An 18,096-nucleotide genomic window follows, 5' to 3' on the forward strand; every position below is an offset into this window, starting at 1 on the left:
GGCATGAGGCATGACTTATACAACCTAATTGAGGATGGCATAACCCCCGAGGAGGTTCTTAGCAAAAATACTCCAGTTAGGAGGAGTGTTGAAATTAAGGGTGAGGTGACGAAGGATGTTGTTGAGGAGTTGAGTAAGATTAAGCGTGAACCGGACTGGATGATGAGATTAAGACTAAGGAGTCTTGAACTATTCAACAAACTCCCAACCCCAAACTGGCTGCCAAACTGGGTCCTGGATAACATTAACCTGGAGGATTACATATCATACGCAAGGCCTGACGTCAATAGGTCCAGTAACTGGGATGAGATACCACCCGAGGTGAGGCAGTACTACGAGGCATTGAACATACCTGAAATAGAGGCCAGGGCCTTAATGGGGCTTGGCGCTCAATTAGACTCGGAGATCATATACATCAACATTAGGAAGCAGTTAGCTGAGAAGGGTGTTGTGGTCCTACCCATGGAGGAGGCCGTCCAAAAGTACCCAGACTTAGTTAAGCAGTACTTCATGAGGGTTTTCCCACCTGAGCACAAATTCGCGGCACTACATGGGGCACTCTGGAGTGGCGGTGTCTTCGTCTACGTACCACCAGGCGTCAGGATTGAGGCGCCCATTGAGGGCTTCTTCCTAATAAGCAATGCAGGTGAGGGGCAGTTTGAACACACCCTCGTTGTGGCTGATAAAGGCAGCTACATACATTACATTGAGGGTTGCTCAGCGCCTAGGTTAAGTAAGTACAGCTTCCATGACGGCATGGTTGAGATTTACGCGCATGAGGGGGCGAAGGTGAAGTTCACCACAGTCCAGAATTGGAGCAGGAACGTCATAAACTTCAACAATAAGAGGGCCATAGCTGAGAGGAATGCTGAGGTTGAGTGGGTTGAGGCAAGCATAGGCAGTGTGGCAAGCTTCGTATACCCATCAACCATACTGAAGGGTGAGGGTGCGAAGACTGAGATAACAGGCATAACCATAGCCAATGGTAAGGGGCATGTTAAGGAGAATGGGGCTAAGGTAATCCATGACGCACCGAACACCAGTTCCAAGGTGGTGAACAAGTCAATATCTGCCAATGGAGGGACAGCCGTGTATAAGGGCGTTGTCTACGTTAGGAGGGGTGCTAGGTTTGCTAGGTCTCATGTTACTTGTGATTCTCTTGTTCTTGATGGTGATTCCAAGGCCTACACAATACCCCATGACCAGGTCTTTGACGATACGGCAGTGGTAACTCATGAAGCCTACACGGGTAGGATAAGTGAGGATAAGATAAACTACCTAAGAACAAGAGGACTAACAGAGGAAGAAGCAAAAAGCCTAATAGTACTGGGCTTTATAAGCGATGTCACGGAGGGCCTACCCTTTGAGTACGCCATGGTCCTCAACAGGGTTATCATGCTTGAGTTCAGCAAGTACGGTAAGGTGGCTTAAGTATGCTAATACCCAGCGAACTGAGGATTAAGGCTAGGGAACTGGCCAATAAGATACCCTACCAGTTAATCAAAGACTCACCGACGGTTAAGTATTACACCCAGTGGAACCTCTTCGACAGATGCATTGAGACTGGGGGTAACACCTTAGGTAAGCTACCCCAGTCTAATGATTACGATGTTGTTATTCACAATGGTGAGTTGATTAAAGGGGTTGAGTTACTCGGGGATCAGGTCAACATTGGCATTGATCCCTCGGAGTCTAGGATAATAGCCAGGCACTTGGTTAATCTAAGGGAAGTCTACCCAATTGTAATTAAGGGTGATGTGGAGGATGAGGTTAAGGTGTTGTTAAGTTATGGTGGTGAGCAGAATGAGCTTAACTCAAACCACGTCATAATAAACGTGAGTGATTATGCCGTGGTTAACCTAGCCCTCAGCATAGTTGGTAATGGTGGATGTGGGACTAACGTGGTTGAAGTTAACGTTGGTGATGGCGCAACCCTTAACTTACTAACGTATTCAACTAATATTAATCCATCCTTCAGTCTAATCAGGGTAACTGAGGGAAGTGGGGCCAGTGTTAATGCATATACAATAGTTGTTAACGGTGAGATGACGCACCATAGGGAGGATTACATTCTACAGGGCCAGGGGGCCTCGATTAATTCCAACTCCCTTGAGTTTGGTTCAGGGAACTCCAGGGTGGACTACATGATCAATATCATGCATGTTGGCGAGCATACCATGAGCAACTCCACCACGAGGGCCATAGCCCTAGACTCAGCCACGGTGGTGCACAGGGGGTTTGGTAGGATTACTGATAGGGGGAGGTGGTCGTCGACGAGCATAGAGGGGAAGGTTTTCATAGGCTCAAGCAACGCTGTTGGTATGTCAGTACCGATAATAATGGTGGACACTGGTGATGTAAATGGGGCAAGGCACTCAGCAACAGACGCATCAATCGACGAGGATCAGGAATTATACTTAAGGATGAGGGGGTTAAGCAGGGAGGAGGCAATTGGGCTGGTGGTGTACGACATGGTTACCGGCTTCTTGGACTCAATAAGCGCTAGCTTTAAGGGCAGTGTCAGCCAAATCCGTGAATCACTGATGAGTCTCATTAGAGGTAGATAAACTATTTACCATTATTTTCAACACTTGGAAATATATAAATAGCCGTGGGTGAGGGTTAACTATGCTACTGGTCCTAGCCCTTGGTGGCAATGCCTTCGCCAAGGCTGGTTCAAGAGTTGGCTCACCTGGGGATCAGCTGGAGGCCGTTGAGCGGGCAGCCGTGGATGTCGTGGATTTGGTGCAAATGGGCTACAGGGTCGTGGTAACCCACGGCAATGGGCCACAGGTTGGGTTAATAGCCGAGAGAATAGGTGACTCACTAAGCCTCGATATGGCTGTTGCAGCCACTGAGGGCTGGATGGGTTACCTACTTGCCAATGCCATTGATAATGAGGCTAAGCGAAGGGGATTAGACCTCAGGACCATAGCCCTATTAACCAGGGTTATTGTTAACCAAGGCGATGAATCATTTAGGAACCCAACTAAGTTCATCGGACCCATGTACAGTGGCGAGGATGCAGCTAGGTTAAGCAAGGTTAAGGGTTGGGTATTTAAGATGGATCCAAGAGGTGGGTGGAGGAGGGTTGTTCCATCACCAGAGCCTGTTAAGATAATTGAGGGTGATGTGATTAGGAAATTGGTTAACGATGGCTATGTCGTGGTGGCTGTTGGTGGTGGTGGAGTGCCGGTTATTGATGGTAGGGGTGTTGAGGCTGTTATAGACAAGGACCTCGCCTCCCAGTTATTAGCCAACAGTATTAACGCTGAGGAATTACTCATACTGAGCGATGTAGATTACATATACCTGGATTACGGTAAGCCGAACCAAAGGCCATTAATGAGGGTTACTGTAAATGAACTAAGCAGGCACTATGAGAATGGGCAATTCCCAGAGGGCAACATGGGGCCGAAGGTTAAGGCGGTGATCAGGTTCATTAATAACGGCGGTAGGAGGGCATATGTGGGTAAGCTGGGTGACGCAACCAAGATTATCAGTGGGTTAACGGGGACTACGGTATTACCTGGTTAGCATTATATTTAGTAGGTGGCATTAAGCTTATTAAGGCCTAGGGGCAGCCTACCCAATGGCTAAGGTACCATATGTGTCCAATGTCGTGGAGGTACCTGAGGGGGTTAGCATTAATGTTGAGGGTGGGAATTTGAACTACAGGGTAACGGTCAAGGGGCCGCTGGGTTCGTTAACCAAGGAGTTTAAGGGGTTACCCATAACAATTAGCGTTAGGGATGGTGAAGTGCTGGTGGAGGGTTACATGCTTAATAGGAAGTGGCGTTCCACTGTTTACACAGTGACTGGGCACATTAGGAACATGATAACTGGTGTGACTAGGGGCTGGAGGTATAAGCTTAAGGTCGTTTATGCCCATTTCCCAATAAGCGTTAAGGTTCAGGGCGGCAGCATCGTTATTGAGAACTTCCTGGGTAGGAGGTCTAAGATAACGCTTCAAATACCCCAAGGCGTTAAGGTCCAGGTGGCTAAGGATGACGTGATAGTTGAGGGTATTGATAAGGACCTTGTTAGCCAATTCGCAGCAAGCATAGAACTAGCCACAACCCTCAGGGGTAAGCAGAGACCAAGCCCGCATGGCAGGGAGTCGGCGCCAGGCATACTGGACGGCATCTACGTTTACGCCACGGAAAATATTAAGTAACCGTTGAGGAAAATATTTAACTACACCTTTAATCAGCAGCAATTGTGCAGAGTGGCCAAGGGCAATCACTAGTGTTGGGTAGGCAGGTCTACACGGAGAACGGTTGGTTGATAGGCTATGTTTACAGCATTTACACTGCCCAGGATGGGAAGGTTTACGTCCTAGTTAGGTCCAGTGTGATACAGGAGTCGATACCGATGGACCTGGTTAAGGCAATTGGGGACATAATAATTGTGAGCAACTCTATCTATCCAAGGGACCCCGTGCCACTGACGCCGGGTGTTACGGTTAGGAAGTATGCTTACACGATAAGCGGTAAGTCGCTTGGCATGGTTTATGATGAGTATAATTACGAGAACGTCACGTACCTGAGGATAATAGGCCCAACGGGCTACGTGGCTGTCCCTATGGATAAGGTTTACGCCGTGGGTGACGTCGTCATTATTAACCAGGTTGATGTTCAACCAATACCGTTAAGCCAAGCCTACGCATACCAGGCCCAACAAAACCCAGCCCCAGTTCCACAGCCCATTCAACCAGTCCAACCCACCCCAGTTAACGTTAGTGAACAGTCGCCACTGGATAAGATAGCTAACTACTACCTTTACGGCTTTTTCACCGGTATTGTTGCCCTAATAGCCTTCGTAACGGCGTCGCTAGTCCTCACCGTGCCCACTAAAACCGCAGGCAACATACCGCTCATGTACATCCTCAACATAATACCCATAATAATAGTAACGGTAGCCTCAATAGGCTTGGCTGGTTACTCCTACATGATTAAGCAGAGTATTATGCGTAGGGAGTTTAAGTACGCCCTAAGGGATAGTGTAGTACTTATGGCTGCCCTAGCGGCCGTGACGGCCTTCATGGCTACGTTCTTCATACCTGCGTTAGGCGCCTTATGGCTGATGGTTGGTGGAATTAACCTACTCTATGCCTCACCTCCGGTGCTGGTTACGATAATTGTATATGCCGTTATGATCGTTGTGATTTACATAGGTTACGTAAATCTTAAATCATACGCTGCTAAATTCAAAGCCGGGCTACGACCCTTATAGTATTAAGGAGAGGTGCATAATAGTACTCATATAATCGGCGTAATTACTCCGTGAATAAACAACAGGTTTATTATTAGGTTCCCCGCCATTAGGTATACTAGGTAAGATATTGCCAATATGAATACGTATGGATAGTTATACTGCATCCAAATCCATGAATCCCTTGGTAAACCTGCTACATAGGCTTCAGCATTACTCCCAGCCCTAAGGTATGAGGAGTCTGGGCTTGAGTATGCTAATGGGTTCCTTAGAACTGACTCCACGCTAACGCACCTGAGCAGCATGATCCGGGTAATACTGGGGTCTGCGCACCTGCTTTGGTTCTTAATGTTAGAGTATATGTTAATTAGCATGAGCATTATGGTGGGTATTATTGAGTTTATGAGCACTGATATTATGGGTAGGTTTAATAGTATTAGCACTGGGCTTGAGGGAACCATCGCGGGCGTGCCAAGTGATATGAGAAGTATTGCTATCGAATCCGCATCACCCATGAACTTACCCATGTATATTAACCCAGCCATAGCTGCACCAAAGGCGGCATTAACAATGTATGTTAATTCACTAATGGGGCTACTTACACTGAGGTATATTGCTATGGGTATCGATATTATTGCAGGTATCCAGTATGTGTCATTAACCAACCTAACCTTATAATCCTTAACACCAGCTAGCATTAGGGATATGAGCATAAGTGAATATGACGTTAAGCGTAGGATTAGGCTAAGGTTAACCATAACGTTGCCAGTCACCTCACCAGCTCATTGTTGCCTTGGTGCCCTTACCGTGGCTATTGAATTATCGGCTATACCAAGCCTCCTCAACTCATCCGTGTTGCACCAGACCTCACCCTTAGGGACTTTATCATTCACAACCGCATCCATGACATACCTCCTCTCCCTTGAACCACCACCAACAAGTACAAGTTCAACCTTACCCATTATCCCTAATTCAGAGGCAACCTGTGGGTTAAGCATTGCCTTACCCTCCTCAACCTCATCACTCCTCCTAACCCTAAGCCTCCTCTCCTTAACCTCCTTCTTCCCCTCCTTAACGTAGGTGTCCGGCCTTAGGAAGGATGGTATGAGGAGCTTAGGCTTCTCCTCAGGCTTCCTCTCACCTTCCCCTTGACTCATATAATCGTAACTAAACCCTAAATTTAAATACTTTACAGTGGACGAAGGCCTCGCCTTCAGGGCTGGAGGAAGGCCAAGCAGTGGATGAGCACAGCTCTAACGTTCTGGTGAAGCGTATAAAGGTGTTTAGGACCATCACGTGGATACCTGGTTATTTTAACGTATTACTATTTAAGTTTTCGATTTTGCTTTAAAAGATGGAGAGGTGGCTTACCAGTGAAGATGACTCTCCAGAGAAGTATACCATTCCCACGCATAGGGGTGGATAAGCTAATAGGTTACTTAACCTATATTAAGGATAATGGCCCCGTTGAAGTTGGTGAACTGAAGGAGGCTGGCCTTGACTTCGGTAAAGGTAGGGGTGACATTACTAGGTTCTTTGAGAAGCTCGGCCTAGTCGCTGTGCAGGGTAACTTGGTATCATTAACGGGGGAGGGGGAGAAGCTTGTTGATAGGGTTAGGGAGTATGGGATTAGGGTTCTTCATGAGTACTTGTTCAACGAGCTACCTCAATATAGGCTGCTTGTGAGCGTGCTCAGGGAGTTGGGGAGCGCCAGTGAGAATGAGTTACTCAGTAACCTAAATAAGAGACTGGCCGATGAGTTCCCTGCGGCGTGGGTTAATAGAGTTGCCTTAAGGTCAATGTTGGGCATACTCCAAGACTTGGGAATGGTGGTTAAGGTTAATGGTGCCGTGACTTATATCGATGGCGATGCGGCGGATCCCCTGGAGTGCCTGAGGAGACTATCCATACAGGTTAGTGAACAGTACCTGGTTAGTTTAAGGGAGTTATCAAACTGCCTCGGCAGGGTTCTCAACCCATCCGCGCTATCTGAATGTGGAGTATTGATAACTGCGCCGAACGATACCATGCTTAGGTTCAGTAGCTTTGAATGTCTAGTCAAATTATTAAGGGCATATTAGGTTAACTCCACTTAAAATGTACTGTGAACCACCCACATTAATGGTTACCCTACCGCCACTGCACTGTATTGTGTAGTCCGCGACTTGGCTAATCCTCTCCTGCATGAGCCTACCATACTTGACATTTAACTGCAGCCCATCGTTAAGCCTTATGAACTCCACATGGTCCCTGTGGAGTGATTTAACAAGGTAGTATGCACCATTCACGTTAACCACCTCACCCTTGCTTAAACCAACCACGTGTATGGATATGGACCTCTTCTCAACCCTCCTATCACCCCTGTAGCCGATTACCTTACTGGTCTCCATCATGAAGCTTGGCAATTCCCTATGTATACTGAGGGCTATGGACCTGGCTAACCTCTGGCTGGTTACCTTTATGTCGAACCCCCCATCGGCATCCTCCACGCTGATTATCCTACCCTTATCCTCACCCTTGGCCAGCGTCATCCTCACTATGTCCATCACCTTAGATTTAACATCACCCAGGTCGCCGCCGATTAACCTAAGTTGGATTATGGCCTCCTCCTTCTCCATCAACTCAGCCCTACAGGATGGGCAGAGGTCGCTTTGAAACATTAACTTAACCTCATACTCCTCCTCGTAGGTATTCGGCATAAGTTCACTTGCCTTACCCTTAACCTTAATCTTAGCCCTATCCCTAAAAACCCTAACCTCCATACCCTCCACAACGCCCCTAACCTTAACCTTAGATGTTACAAGTCTCTCAAGGCTTCTAATCCCCCTAACCCACCTACCATTGATGAAGTACGCCCCACAGCCCCTACACCTCAACACGGTTACGCTGTCCGGCGTATCGATTATCCTATGGGTGGCCCTATAGCAGTCTGGACACATACCCTCGATAAGCACGTCAGTCTCCCTACCGCAAATTGGGCAAACCTTCCTAAGCATTACTGTGAAGTTCCCTACCTAATGTTTAAATAACTTTACCCAGGGTATCAGCATAGGTCCTGCCCACCGCTGGTTTATTGGCTTAATCAACAGCCCACATTATGACAAACTTGGACTTCCTTTAAGAAATAATCGCATTTTTAATTAAAGTAACTTGACAGTGTTTTAAGATATTATGCTGCCTTTAGGTATCTCTCAATTTCCCACGGTGTTATTACATTCCAAGTCTCCTTCCAGTTGTATACAGATGAGTACTCGCTCCACTCCTGGCTCTTAACCTCAGCGTAGGCCTTAGCCATTTCACCAGGTAAGAACTTGAATGCCTCACTTCTTGTGAACTCCTCCACCGCTTCACCTAATGTTGCAGGTGTCTCAGGTACACCCTTAAGTTCATAGGCTACGTCTGATACTGGGGCCGGTGGCTCAACCTTATTATCCATGCCGTATACGGCTGCCTTTACCATAACCGTGAAGGCTAGGTATGGGTTCATGCTTGGGTCTGGGTGCCTATACTCAATCCTATTAACCCTCTTACCGTAGTAAGGAACCCTTACCATAGCCGACCTGTTTGCATAACCCCAAACTATCCTGGTTGGCGCCTCATGGTGTGGAACCAATCTCTTATAGGAGTTGACTGTTGGCGCAACTACCACGCTTATAGCCTTTGCAAACTTCAAAATACCCCCAATGGAGTACCTACACTCCTCAGTAACTTCATCTGTCTTAGATTCGAACAGATTAACCCCATCCCTCCATAGGCTGAAGTGAGTGTGCGCACCACTGCCGTTTATCCCCCAGAATGGCTTAGGCATGAAGGTTGAGACTAAGCCGAACTCATTCGCAACATCCTTCGCCATTAACTTGTAAACCACTATCATGTCGGCGACCTTCAATGGGTCATTGGCTGGTATGTTTATTTCGTACTGAGATGGAGCTACCTCATGGTGGGTTTTACTCCAGCCTATGCCCAGCGCCTCCAGGTTCTCCAGTATCTTGGTTATTGGGTTTACAAGCATTGCAGCGTTCCTACCCTCAAAGTATAAGCCATCATCGGCCAGTTCGGGTTTCCCACCATTCAGCTTAACTATGAAGAACTCTATCTCCACACCAACCTTGGCGTAGAGGTTCCTAGCCGCTAATTCATCCAGCGTCTGCATCAGTACGTTGCGTGGGTCAAGCATGTTCGGCTTACCTGAGTCATCAAGAACGCTAAGGAATACGTCAACTATCTTCGAACTGTTCCAGCTCTCAATGAACATGGACCTGAAGTCAGGTAGTGCCACGAAGTCACTCTTATTGACTGTGGCATAGGATTGTATTGATGAACCGTCAAAGGGCATGCCATCCGTTAGTATGTCCTTGGCGGCGTCTATTGGCATTAACTCAGCCCTAGGTCTCCCATGTATGTCTATTATTATTGGTTTTACGTACTTCACGCCCGCCGATTTTAGTATCCTCCATACGTCCAGGGGATCCACCCTACTTAGGGTTTCCTTTATAGACCCTTGTGGCACGGCGCTAAGCGGAATACCCCTTATAAACCTTTACTGACGATTTAACTAAAACTAACATCAAATATATTGCCTATTAGGTTGACCGCATCGTGATTATCTGGTCTAGTTGATGTATACTAACGCAGGTGTTTGGTCAGTATTTAGCGTGTTAATATTAAACCATCCCTCATTTTGAAGTTTAAGTCTGAGTACTCCATGAGCACTGGGTCGTGGGTGGCGGCTAGGATTAACCTACCTTGCCTAGACATTGATCTAAGCACCTCACCGATAATGCGTGCATTCCCCTCATCAAGGCCTATTGTTGGTTCATCAATAAGCATTAACCTAGGCGCCTTAGCTAGTGCAATCGCCAACTCAACCCTCCTCCTCTCACCTGTACTTAACTCGAATACCCTCCTATTGCGTAGCCTACTCAAGCCAAGCCACTCCAGAATATCATCCACATGGGCATCGTTAACGTTGCTGCTCATCGATGCCAGCCGCATTATTTCATCAATCGTTAACTCGTCGATGAGCACCTCACCTACAGGTAGGTATAGGACCAGCTTCCTGACTGCATCCATATTATACTTAACCTCAAGGTTCATAACCTTGATTGACCCATCATAATTAACTCTACCGGCAATTGCCTTAAGCAGCGTCGTCTTGCCACTCCCACTTGGGCCACTCACCGTCACCAAGAGGGGTTCATTAACCCTTAATGACACACCCCTAAGGGCCTCAACAACACCTCCCCCAATCCTATACTTAACCTTAACATTAGTAACCTCAAGCATCGCCTACATCCCCCACACTAAATATACCACCCCTAAATTCCATTAAAGCATATCCTATAAAGACACGAAAAATCCCACCCATTTCAGAAGTGTGTTTTTCAGCAACTTTTAATAAAGTTATCAGTATCCCCACGCCACGGTCGATTAAATGATAGACACACTTAGGGAACTATGCCGCAATGGCCCAGTTGTACTGTTCGGGTCAGCTAATAGGCCAGAGGATTTCTCAAGGTACTTAAGTGACGTTAATGTCCTCACACTGGGGGGTGGGAGGGTTAGTAGTGTTAATGGGCGTATTTCACTTGTTCAAATGGATCCTGATGCCTTGGTTAATAGGTGTTACTACGGTGACCCATTGTGCATATGGTTAGTTAAGGATTCTAAAGTCCTGTGCGGATCATTACCCGAGCTTAAATTCATAGTCACGACGTGGACCATTGACTCCATTAGGCAATTAATACTCAACAACGTGGCATTAATGTATGAAAACGTGATACTGGGTAACTCATCGTGGGCGTTGAATAATGCCTACTACGCCGTGAAGCTAACCATAATCCTAAGGGTCATTGACTCACCAACGTTGAGGGATCTTGAACTCGCCAAGTTGATTAATGGAGGACTTTCAAAACTACTCCTAAGGCTGCATGATCTTAGGATAGCGGGTGGGGGCATAGATGAGAGAAATGCAGACGAAGTAGCAGGTGAGGTTGGGGCAGCCATAGGAGTTAGGCTGCCTACGGTAAGTAGGGTTAGGGAGGGGACAGCCGGGAACCCATATGCATCGATTCAATGTGATAACTACGGGTGTTTAACCTTTAATTCAAGTGAAGAGCCATGGGATTACTATTACCTGTAGAGTTAAGCACCTTAATTACTTCCCTTGAATAATTGAAGTATGGGTTAAAACTCACCCTGGAGCCCCGGCCGGGATTCGAACCCGGGACCTTCCGCTCACCCGTGGATTACCACTACGAGGCGGGCGCTCTACCGGGCTGAGCTACCGGGGCCTCCTTGCCTCATCCTCTTCACATTTTTATGCTTTTCTTAATACTCCTTAGGCGAGAATCCACAATCCGCCCATTCATGTGGGAATATGCATTAATAAAGTTAAAGTTATTATACAGGCACACGGTGGGGTTGATTGTGGTGAACCTTAACCTCCTGAACATGAGTGACGATGTGTTGAGGAGTGCGTTAAGAAGTGGTAACTTAACCGTGGCCGTCTACGGAATGGGGTACGTGGGCACTGCCATTGCGGCTGTTTGGCTTAGGGCTGGGGCTAGGGTTATTGGCGTTGATGTTGATGTCGATAAGGTTAGGAGGTTTGAGGCTTGTGAATTCAAGTTGAGCGATAGGCAGGTGGAGGGTGAGTTGAAGAGGCTTAGGGATAGGATAAGGTACACCACTGATGGTGTGGAGGCTTCAAGGCTAAGTAACGTGAAGATAGTTACAGTGCCCATTTACCTAGGCAAAGATAAGAGACCGGTTTTCGACGCCTTCAAATCAGCCCTAGAGGGCATTGCCAGGGGGCTTAAGGCAGGTGACCTGGTCATAATAGAGTCCTCAGTTCCCCCCGGAACCACCATGGATGTTGCACTACCCATACTCGAGGGGGTTAGTGGACTTAGGGTTGAGAGGGACTTCGCGCTGGCATACTCGCCTGAACGAATATATGTAGGCAGGGCTATAGCAGATATCGAGGAGCGCTACCCCAAGGTGATTGGTGGTGTTGGGCCGGTTAGCAGTAGGGTGGCGGCTGCCCTATACGGCTCCATAGCCAAGAAGGGTGTCATGGTATTGTCTAACCCAACAGCCGCTGAGTTTGAGAAGCTCGCTGAGGGGGTTTACAGGGACGTTAACATAGCCCTAGCCAATGAACTAGCCCAATTAGCTAGGTTACTTGGGCTAGACTTCGATGAGGTCAGGGAGGCCGCCAATAGTCAACCATACTCAAATATACATAAGCCTGGACCTGGGGTTGGTGGGTCATGCATACCTGTCTACCCGTACTTCCTAATGTACGCCGCCGAGAGGGTGGGCTTTAACATGAGGCTTACCCAAACTGCCAGGGGGATAAATGAGTATGCCCCAGCGTACGTAGTTGAATTAGTTAAAACAGCCGCCAATGAACTTGGCGTGGCGAGGCCTAAGGTGGCTGTCCTGGGCTTAGCCTTCAGAGGTGATGTGGATGACACGAGGTTAAGCCCATCATACGACATAGTGAATTACATAAGGGGTAGCATGGATGTGGTTGTCCACGACCCATACGTAACCCACGATAAGACCCTTGAGGAGTGGGGGATTAGGTTAACCAACAGTATCGAGGAGGCGTTGAGGGAGGCTAGCGTTGTTGTCATAGCCACTGACCACAGTGAATACGGTAAGTTAACCTTGGGTAAGATCGCTGAGTTAACGGGCCTGGGCAGGGTTGCTGTTGTTGACGCAAGGCACATGATCAAGGATTGGAAAAGCCCACCCCCAGGTGTGATCTACCTGGCCGTTGGTAGGCCCCTAACCAGCGTTAAGTAGGCACTCAGTCTCCCTCCTGGCCATTAACCTAACCACCCTGTATTCCATCCTCTTAATCATGAGCATGATCATTGATATTAAGATGCCGAGCAACCCTGTGGTGTCAAGTTGAAACGCTATTATGCCCCATACGTAGTGGTTAACGTGGTTGACTATTAACTGCGATGCAACGTAGACTGTGACCACCGCACCCGGTATTATAAGTAGGCTCACCAGGAGGGCTAATATGAGCAGCGGGTTGTACCTAACCATCAGTCTAATTATGTCCACGCCTATATTCACCCCATGCCTCCAGTTCAACTTGGATTTACCTATCCTCCTCTTGTACTCGATGGGAACCTCACCAACCTTACCCATGGACGCCACTTGAGATGCTACATCAACCTCAACGCTGAAACCCCTGGTGGTTGGTATAATGGCCCTTGCCATGCTAGTCCTGACAAGGTACATTCCCGTTAACACGTCGGATAGGTTTGTGCCAAACATTAGGTTGAAGATTGATGTTAAGATCCTGTTGCCGAACCTATTCAACAGGGGTATGTTCTCCCTACCCTTAACCCTAGCCCCAAGGACCTCATCAAGATCCTCGTTAAGTGCCTTCTCCAGTAGTTGACCTATGTAAATTGGGTCGTAGGTCCCGTCACCATCCATGACCACCGCGTACGGCTTCTTAACGAACCTTAACCCATAGAAGACCGCATCAGCCTTTCCGTCACCAGGCTGCTCAACAACAAAAACCCCATGCCTCCTCGCAACGTTAACCGTCCCATCAGTCGAGTGCCCATCCACAACTATTATGTCGCTGAACCCCAGGTCCTTTAATGCCTTAAGCGTATAATCAAGTCCAGCCTCTTCATTCTTAACAGGAATAATCACTGTAACGCAATTGGGCGCATTATCACCCATATTCACCTGTTCAGTAATTGCCCAGAATTTATAAGGATTAATCCTTAATGGGTCTTAACGTCAATGCTGGTTAACCTGGCGGCCCTTTCAATTAAGTAACCTGCAACCTTAAGCTTAACCCTCTTCACTGCGTCATCCCTCTTAATTGGGACGCTTGGGTTAAACCCCCTAACCACAATGCGCCTTGAACCCATGTAGGCCGCTAGGTAAACTGCCCTATCCCCATCAGTAAAGCCAGGTATTAATACTGAGCAACCCACTGGCCAAACCTGTACGCTTGGTATTAATCTATTCATTAAACCAGCGTATTTAACGTATGTACCCACGTTGTCGCCGTGCGCATGCCCAATCACAATCCCCCTGAACCCAATTAGGCTATCTGGGTCATAATCGAAGTCAGTCACGACCAAGTCAGGCACTACACCATCATTAACCAGCTTACGTAACGTGAACCCCTCAACGGCTATGACAAGTCCCCTTGGGTCGGGTTCACCGGAGTAGGGGGGCATGTATATCGTCACCGTATCCCAGTCCAATGACCAAAGTTCACCTGGGTCTGCGTTGCAGTAGTTGCTGGCTACTTTAGCCGCGTAAAAGTCACCGTTGAAGTTCAGCCCCAGGTCACTTAATGCATTAGTGTATATTGCCCTAGTCATCATGGCCTCCAGTGGATCAAACACAATAGCCTTCCTCATTTACCACTGAACCTTGTAGAATGGTTTATAAAAGGTTTGCCGATATCGCAGCCCTGTGTCAATTGCAAGAGCTGAGTATGACCTTAAGTACGCCTACAGGGCCATGGCCATATTAGCCTCGCTGGCGGTTATCGTAATGTACATAGAAGGCATGTTAATACCATCATTAACGGAGATAGAGAGGGAGTTTGGGGTTACCTCAAGCCAGGTCAGTTGGGTTTTATCATCATACCTACTCTCCGGCACGGTACTACTACCCATAGTGGGGAAGCTTGGCGACATCTACGGTAAGAAGAGGGTGTTGTCGATAGTGGTGATCATCTATACAATAGCGGTGACGCTAACAAGCACGTCACCAAGCTTCACCTACCTAATAGTATTCAGGAGTATTCAAGGGATTGGGGTAACAATGTTCGCCCTAGCCTTCAGTCTCATTAGGGAGGAGTTCCCAAGGGAGCTAATACCCAGGGCGCAGGGGCTGGTTAGCGCCGCCTTCGGTATTGGGGCAGCGGTGGCTCTGCCGCTGGGCGCATACATAAGCCAGTACTTCGGTTGGAGGACCACTTACCACACGGCAATACCCTTCGTCGTGTTGATAGCCTACCTAATCCTAACCAGGATAAGGGAGTCCAGGTATAGGAACCCAGGCGCCAAGGTTGACCTACCGGGCGCCACGGTCCTCGGCATTAGCCTAGGCCTACTGGTCTATGGGTTAACCGAGGCACCGGTATGGGGCTGGACCAGCTTCAACACTATATTAACCTTCCTAGTTGCCCTACTATTCCTTGGAATCTTCATAGAGGTGGAGAGGGGGAGGGATCAACCACTCATTAACCTAACCCTGCTGGCCAGGAGAAACGTGTTGATAGCCAACCTAGCGGCCCTAGTGGCTGGGTTTGGGTTATTTCTGTTTGAGCAGAGCCTAATAATACTGCTTGAGGAGCCTAAGCCAGTGGGCTTCAACCTATCCATATTCGACACTGGGCTCTACGCAATACCAATGGCCGTGGCTCAGTTGATAACTGCCCCAGTGGCTGGGGCCCTTATAACGAGGGTTGGGGCTAAGAGGGTCCTAATGACTGGGGCTGGCATAGCTGCGCTATTCAGCCTGGCGACAGCCTTAGTTGCCCCACTGGGTCTACCGGCACTGATAACAGCAACCACATTGGCCATGGTTGGCGTGGCCGCCATGAACGTATCGCTGATAAACATCCTCGTGTTCTCGGTTGAGCCTCAGGTAATGGGCGTGTCAACAGCCATGAATTCAGTCTTCAGGAACCTAGGTGGTACATTAGGCCCAGCTGTAGCCGGGTCGCTTGAGTCAACCTTCACATCACTAGTCCTAATGGGGATATTACCTGGTGGTAAGGTTCCACTGCTAATGTCAGTGCCATCACTCTTCGCCTTCCAGCTGGGCGCCGTGATATCGGCATTAATGGTGGTATTGATTGGCATCTTAGCCAACTTCTCCATTGAGGTGATAACGTGGAATAGAGTACAGGCCACACCACACATTAACCAGCCCCAAGGCACAGGCCCTTAGCCGGCTAAATGCATAAAGCGTTTAAACTCAAGTAAAATGAACGTTTTAATGCCATACGGGTACGAGGATTGGCCAAGGTTGTCGCTGGAGTCCCTTAGGCTTGGCAGGGGGCTTAATGTAAGGTCCTTTAAGGTAGGGTCAATAAGCTACGACTTCAACCCAACCGGCATCATGATTACCGGTATGGGTGGGTCTGGGATCGTGGGTGATGTTGTGAGGGACTCACTCCAAGGTGTGAATGTAATCGTCCACAAGGACTTCAACATACCCCCATGGGTTAGCCGGGACTCCCTGGTGGTTGCGGTTAGTTACTCTGGGGAAACCCTAGAGACAATATGCGGTGCATTGGAGGCTTTGAGGAGGGGGATACCGGTTATAGGCGTTACAACAGGGGGTAGGCTTGCCCATGAACTTGAGGCTAAGGGTGCCCCCGTGGTTAAGGTGCCTAGGTCAATAGCCCCCAGGTTTGGCTTACCGAACCTACTCTACGCTGTCCTAGGGGTCCTAAGCCACTATGTCACCATACCCGACGTGAATGAGAGCATTGAGATTCAGGGTGAGGTGCTTAAGAGCCAGTTACCAATCAAGTTGGCCAACTTCATTAAGGGGTATGTACCGATGATATTCGCGCCCATTGGGCTTCAGGCGGTGGCCTACAGGTTTAAGAATGATTTAAACGAGAATGCCAAGACACCGGCCGTGGTTGCTATAGTACCTGAGGCTGACCACAACGACATAGTCGCCATTATGCTTAAGCACCCGGTCAGGTACATCATAATCAAGGGTAGGACAGATGACATACACGACTACCTGATGAATGCCGTGGAGGAGGTTGTGAGGAACTACTCCAGTGATGTTGAGGTTGTTGAGCTTAAAGGCTCCAGTAGGCTAACTCAGGAGGTTTACGGTTCAATGCTACTTGGCCTAGTTAGCCTCAAACTGGCTGAGCTCTACGGTATAGACCCCGTTAGGACAGATCCGATAAACACGCTTAAGGATAGGATAAGGAACCTCAGTTGCCCAGGTTAAACCAGTTTAACTACCAGTAACGCACCAGTGAAGGCTATCAGCATGGTGGCCACGTAACCTATTAAAACTAGCCTCAGGTACTGCGTGTTAAGCATTCTCATACCCCTGGCCATGGATATCCCAAGCAGTGAACCAATGGTGCACAGGGTGAGGGATATTGGTATTGCTAACACTGTACTTAACTCAAGTGCAGCGAAGGACAGTAGTTGAATTACTCCGCCTGATACAGGTGGAGGTATGTATATGCCCCTGCTGAATTGGCCAAGGGTTCTCCTACCCGTTGCGACTACGCCTAGTGTTGAGGCGAAGACTATGCCGATTAACCCAATTCTCCTGAAGCCAAGCATACTCCACATTAAACCAAGGTTATTGGCGCCGAAGGAGTAGCCCACTAGGAAAACGGTGAGTATAACCATGAACCTGAAGATTGATAACCTCTTAATCGGGTTAGACGACGTGGAGGTCTTGGCTAGGATCGGGTATGTGAAGTATGCTATTAAGGCAAGTAGAAGCGGCGTCACGAACCATGACGCTAAAACCACGGGGAAGTTAAGCGGCAGTGAACCATCCATGTAAAGTACTAGGGCTGACCAGGACATGTAGAGTGAGTTCGTTATTGACATGGGTACTTTACCCACCTCACCAATTATGAATATCAACACTCCTATGGCTGAGAGTACCAGGAGTTCACTGGGGCCTACACCATAACCCTTCATCTCAGTTCCCTGAAGTAGTAGGCCTGTTAAGTAACCGGCTAGGGCAATCATCATGGCTAACCCAGGTTTAAGAAGCCTACTGCCAACCGCCACGCCAGCAACTAGGGATAAGTTATTGGATGAGACTAGGTACGCCAGCGTCAACATCAATACCAGGGCTACGTCACCAATAATCATT

Annotated in this window: 18 protein-coding genes and 1 tRNA gene; 10 read left to right on the forward strand and 9 right to left on the reverse strand. The window is 48.2% G+C overall.

Annotated elements, in window-relative coordinates; translation table 11 throughout:
• The first annotated feature begins 3 nt into the window (after positions 1-3).
• The 5 genes from sufB (at position 4) to AAX04_RS01890 (ending at position 5,235) form a co-directional block, all read left to right on the forward strand.
• Positions 4-1,431 carry a Fe-S cluster assembly protein SufB gene (sufB, locus tag AAX04_RS01870; RefSeq protein ID WP_066793297.1) on the forward strand — a complete coding sequence of 476 codons (1,428 nt, stop codon included), beginning with the start codon at positions 4-6 and terminating at the stop codon, positions 1,429-1,431.
• A 2-nt stretch (positions 1,432-1,433) separates the two neighbouring features.
• Complete coding sequence (locus tag AAX04_RS01875) at positions 1,434-2,567, forward strand: SufD family Fe-S cluster assembly protein (protein WP_066793201.1); 1,134 nt, start codon at positions 1,434-1,436, stop codon at positions 2,565-2,567.
• Positions 2,568-2,628: 61 nt separating this feature from the next.
• Entirely contained in the window at positions 2,629-3,537 is a 909-nt protein-coding gene (locus AAX04_RS01880; RefSeq protein WP_066793202.1) for a carbamate kinase, read from the forward strand.
• Positions 3,538-3,592: 55 nt separating this feature from the next.
• A complete protein-coding gene (locus AAX04_RS01885; RefSeq protein WP_066793204.1) occupies positions 3,593-4,177 on the forward strand; it encodes a 50S ribosomal protein L6 in 585 nt (194 codons plus the stop codon).
• Positions 4,178-4,221: 44 nt separating this feature from the next.
• Positions 4,222-5,235 (forward strand): PRC-barrel domain-containing protein, encoded by a 1,014-nt coding sequence (locus AAX04_RS01890; RefSeq protein ID WP_066793205.1) that lies wholly within the window; start codon positions 4,222-4,224, stop codon positions 5,233-5,235.
• Between the two features lie 26 nt (positions 5,236-5,261).
• Here the strand turns inward: AAX04_RS01890 and AAX04_RS01895 are convergent, their stop codons facing one another.
• Together AAX04_RS01895 and AAX04_RS01900 are read right to left on the reverse strand one after the other, a co-directional pair.
• Complete coding sequence (locus AAX04_RS01895; protein ID WP_156519646.1) at positions 5,262-5,972, reverse strand: hypothetical protein; 711 nt, start codon at positions 5,970-5,972, stop codon at positions 5,262-5,264.
• A gap of 24 nt (positions 5,973-5,996) precedes the next feature.
• The gene (locus AAX04_RS01900; protein WP_066793213.1) at positions 5,997-6,371 is read right to left on the reverse strand and encodes a hypothetical protein; all 375 of its coding nucleotides are present in this window, start codon (positions 6,369-6,371) and stop codon (positions 5,997-5,999) included.
• A gap of 216 nt (positions 6,372-6,587) precedes the next feature.
• Here AAX04_RS01900 and AAX04_RS01905 point away from each other — a divergent pair, with 216 nt between their 5' ends.
• Positions 6,588-7,295, forward strand: coding sequence for a hypothetical protein (locus tag AAX04_RS01905; RefSeq protein ID WP_066793215.1), 708 nt, complete (start codon positions 6,588-6,590; stop codon positions 7,293-7,295).
• Here AAX04_RS01905 and AAX04_RS01910 read toward each other — a convergent pair.
• The 3 genes from AAX04_RS01910 to AAX04_RS01920 all read right to left on the reverse strand — a co-directional run bounded on the left by AAX04_RS01910 (position 7,281) and on the right by AAX04_RS01920 (position 10,500).
• Positions 7,281-8,210, reverse strand: a complete 930-nt coding sequence (locus tag AAX04_RS01910) for a 60S ribosomal export protein NMD3 (RefSeq protein WP_066793217.1) — start codon at positions 8,208-8,210, stop codon at positions 7,281-7,283. The two genes, AAX04_RS01905 and AAX04_RS01910, sit on opposite strands and share 15 nt — an antisense overlap.
• A gap of 173 nt (positions 8,211-8,383) precedes the next feature.
• On the reverse strand, positions 8,384-9,724 hold the full coding sequence (locus AAX04_RS01915; protein WP_066793219.1) for a glutamine synthetase family protein: 1,341 nt from the start codon (positions 9,722-9,724) through the stop codon (positions 8,384-8,386).
• Between the two features lie 140 nt (positions 9,725-9,864).
• On the reverse strand, positions 9,865-10,500 hold the full coding sequence (locus AAX04_RS01920) for an ABC transporter ATP-binding protein (protein WP_066793221.1): 636 nt from the start codon (positions 10,498-10,500) through the stop codon (positions 9,865-9,867).
• 148 nt (positions 10,501-10,648) lie between these two features.
• Here AAX04_RS01920 and AAX04_RS01925 point away from each other — a divergent pair, with 148 nt between their 5' ends.
• Positions 10,649-11,356 (forward strand): hypothetical protein, encoded by a 708-nt coding sequence (locus tag AAX04_RS01925; protein WP_066793223.1) that lies wholly within the window; start codon positions 10,649-10,651, stop codon positions 11,354-11,356.
• Positions 11,357-11,413: 57 nt separating this feature from the next.
• On the opposite strand, the gene AAX04_RS01930 is transcribed toward AAX04_RS01925, so the two are convergent.
• Positions 11,414-11,507, reverse strand: a tRNA-Thr gene (locus AAX04_RS01930).
• A gap of 136 nt (positions 11,508-11,643) precedes the next feature.
• Between AAX04_RS01930 and AAX04_RS01935 the strand changes: the two genes are divergently transcribed.
• On the forward strand, positions 11,644-13,029 hold the full coding sequence (locus tag AAX04_RS01935) for a nucleotide sugar dehydrogenase (protein WP_066793301.1): 1,386 nt from the start codon (positions 11,644-11,646) through the stop codon (positions 13,027-13,029).
• Here AAX04_RS01935 and AAX04_RS01940 read toward each other — a convergent pair.
• Positions 13,012-13,935 carry a glycosyltransferase gene (locus AAX04_RS01940; RefSeq protein WP_066793302.1) on the reverse strand — a complete coding sequence of 308 codons (924 nt, stop codon included), beginning with the start codon at positions 13,933-13,935 and terminating at the stop codon, positions 13,012-13,014. The two genes, AAX04_RS01935 and AAX04_RS01940, sit on opposite strands and share 18 nt — an antisense overlap.
• 44 nt (positions 13,936-13,979) lie before the next feature.
• The gene (locus tag AAX04_RS01945; RefSeq protein WP_066793226.1) at positions 13,980-14,630 is read right to left on the reverse strand and encodes a hypothetical protein; all 651 of its coding nucleotides are present in this window, start codon (positions 14,628-14,630) and stop codon (positions 13,980-13,982) included.
• 55 nt (positions 14,631-14,685) lie between these two features.
• Between AAX04_RS01945 and AAX04_RS01950 the strand changes: the two genes are divergently transcribed.
• Both AAX04_RS01950 and AAX04_RS01955 read left to right on the forward strand, forming a co-directional pair.
• Entirely contained in the window at positions 14,686-16,173 is a 1,488-nt protein-coding gene (locus AAX04_RS01950; RefSeq protein WP_066793228.1) for an MFS transporter, read from the forward strand.
• A 48-nt stretch (positions 16,174-16,221) separates the two neighbouring features.
• Complete coding sequence (locus tag AAX04_RS01955) at positions 16,222-17,202, forward strand: bifunctional phosphoglucose/phosphomannose isomerase (RefSeq protein ID WP_162270101.1); 981 nt, start codon at positions 16,222-16,224, stop codon at positions 17,200-17,202.
• Here AAX04_RS01955 and AAX04_RS01960 read toward each other — a convergent pair.
• Entirely contained in the window at positions 17,199-18,095 is an 897-nt protein-coding gene (locus tag AAX04_RS01960; RefSeq protein ID WP_066793232.1) for an inorganic phosphate transporter, read from the reverse strand. The genes AAX04_RS01955 and AAX04_RS01960 overlap by 4 nt on opposite strands.
• Position 18,096: the final 1 nt, after the last annotated feature.

Origin of the sequence: Caldivirga sp. MU80 (assembly GCF_001663375.1) — an archaeon.
In the GTDB taxonomy this organism is placed as follows: Archaea; Thermoproteota; Thermoprotei; order Thermoproteales; family Thermocladiaceae; genus Caldivirga.

Excerpts from the sequence above, each read along its gene's own strand:
- sufB (WP_066793297.1), top strand. The coding sequence starts at position 4 with ATGAGGCATGACTTATACAACCTAATTGAGGATGGCATAACCCCCGAG.
- AAX04_RS01875 (WP_066793201.1), top strand. The coding sequence starts at position 1,434 with ATGCTAATACCCAGCGAACTGAGGATTAAGGCTAGGGAACTGGCCAAT.
- AAX04_RS01880 (WP_066793202.1), top strand. The coding sequence starts at position 2,629 with ATGCTACTGGTCCTAGCCCTTGGTGGCAATGCCTTCGCCAAGGCTGGT.
- AAX04_RS01885 (WP_066793204.1), top strand. The coding sequence starts at position 3,593 with ATGGCTAAGGTACCATATGTGTCCAATGTCGTGGAGGTACCTGAGGGG.
- AAX04_RS01895 (WP_156519646.1), bottom strand. The coding sequence starts at position 5,972 with ATGGTTAACCTTAGCCTAATCCTACGCTTAACGTCATATTCACTTATG.
- AAX04_RS01900 (WP_066793213.1), bottom strand. The coding sequence starts at position 6,371 with ATGAGTCAAGGGGAAGGTGAGAGGAAGCCTGAGGAGAAGCCTAAGCTC.
- AAX04_RS01910 (WP_066793217.1), bottom strand. The coding sequence starts at position 8,210 with ATGCTTAGGAAGGTTTGCCCAATTTGCGGTAGGGAGACTGACGTGCTT.
- AAX04_RS01920 (WP_066793221.1), bottom strand. The coding sequence starts at position 10,500 with ATGCTTGAGGTTACTAATGTTAAGGTTAAGTATAGGATTGGGGGAGGT.
- AAX04_RS01925 (WP_066793223.1), top strand. The coding sequence starts at position 10,649 with ATGATAGACACACTTAGGGAACTATGCCGCAATGGCCCAGTTGTACTG.
- AAX04_RS01940 (WP_066793302.1), bottom strand. The coding sequence starts at position 13,935 with ATGGGTGATAATGCGCCCAATTGCGTTACAGTGATTATTCCTGTTAAG.
- AAX04_RS01945 (WP_066793226.1), bottom strand. The coding sequence starts at position 14,630 with ATGAGGAAGGCTATTGTGTTTGATCCACTGGAGGCCATGATGACTAGG.
- AAX04_RS01955 (WP_162270101.1), top strand. The coding sequence starts at position 16,222 with ATGCCATACGGGTACGAGGATTGGCCAAGGTTGTCGCTGGAGTCCCTT.
- AAX04_RS01960 (WP_066793232.1), bottom strand. The coding sequence starts at position 18,095 with ATGATTATTGGTGACGTAGCCCTGGTATTGATGTTGACGCTGGCGTAC.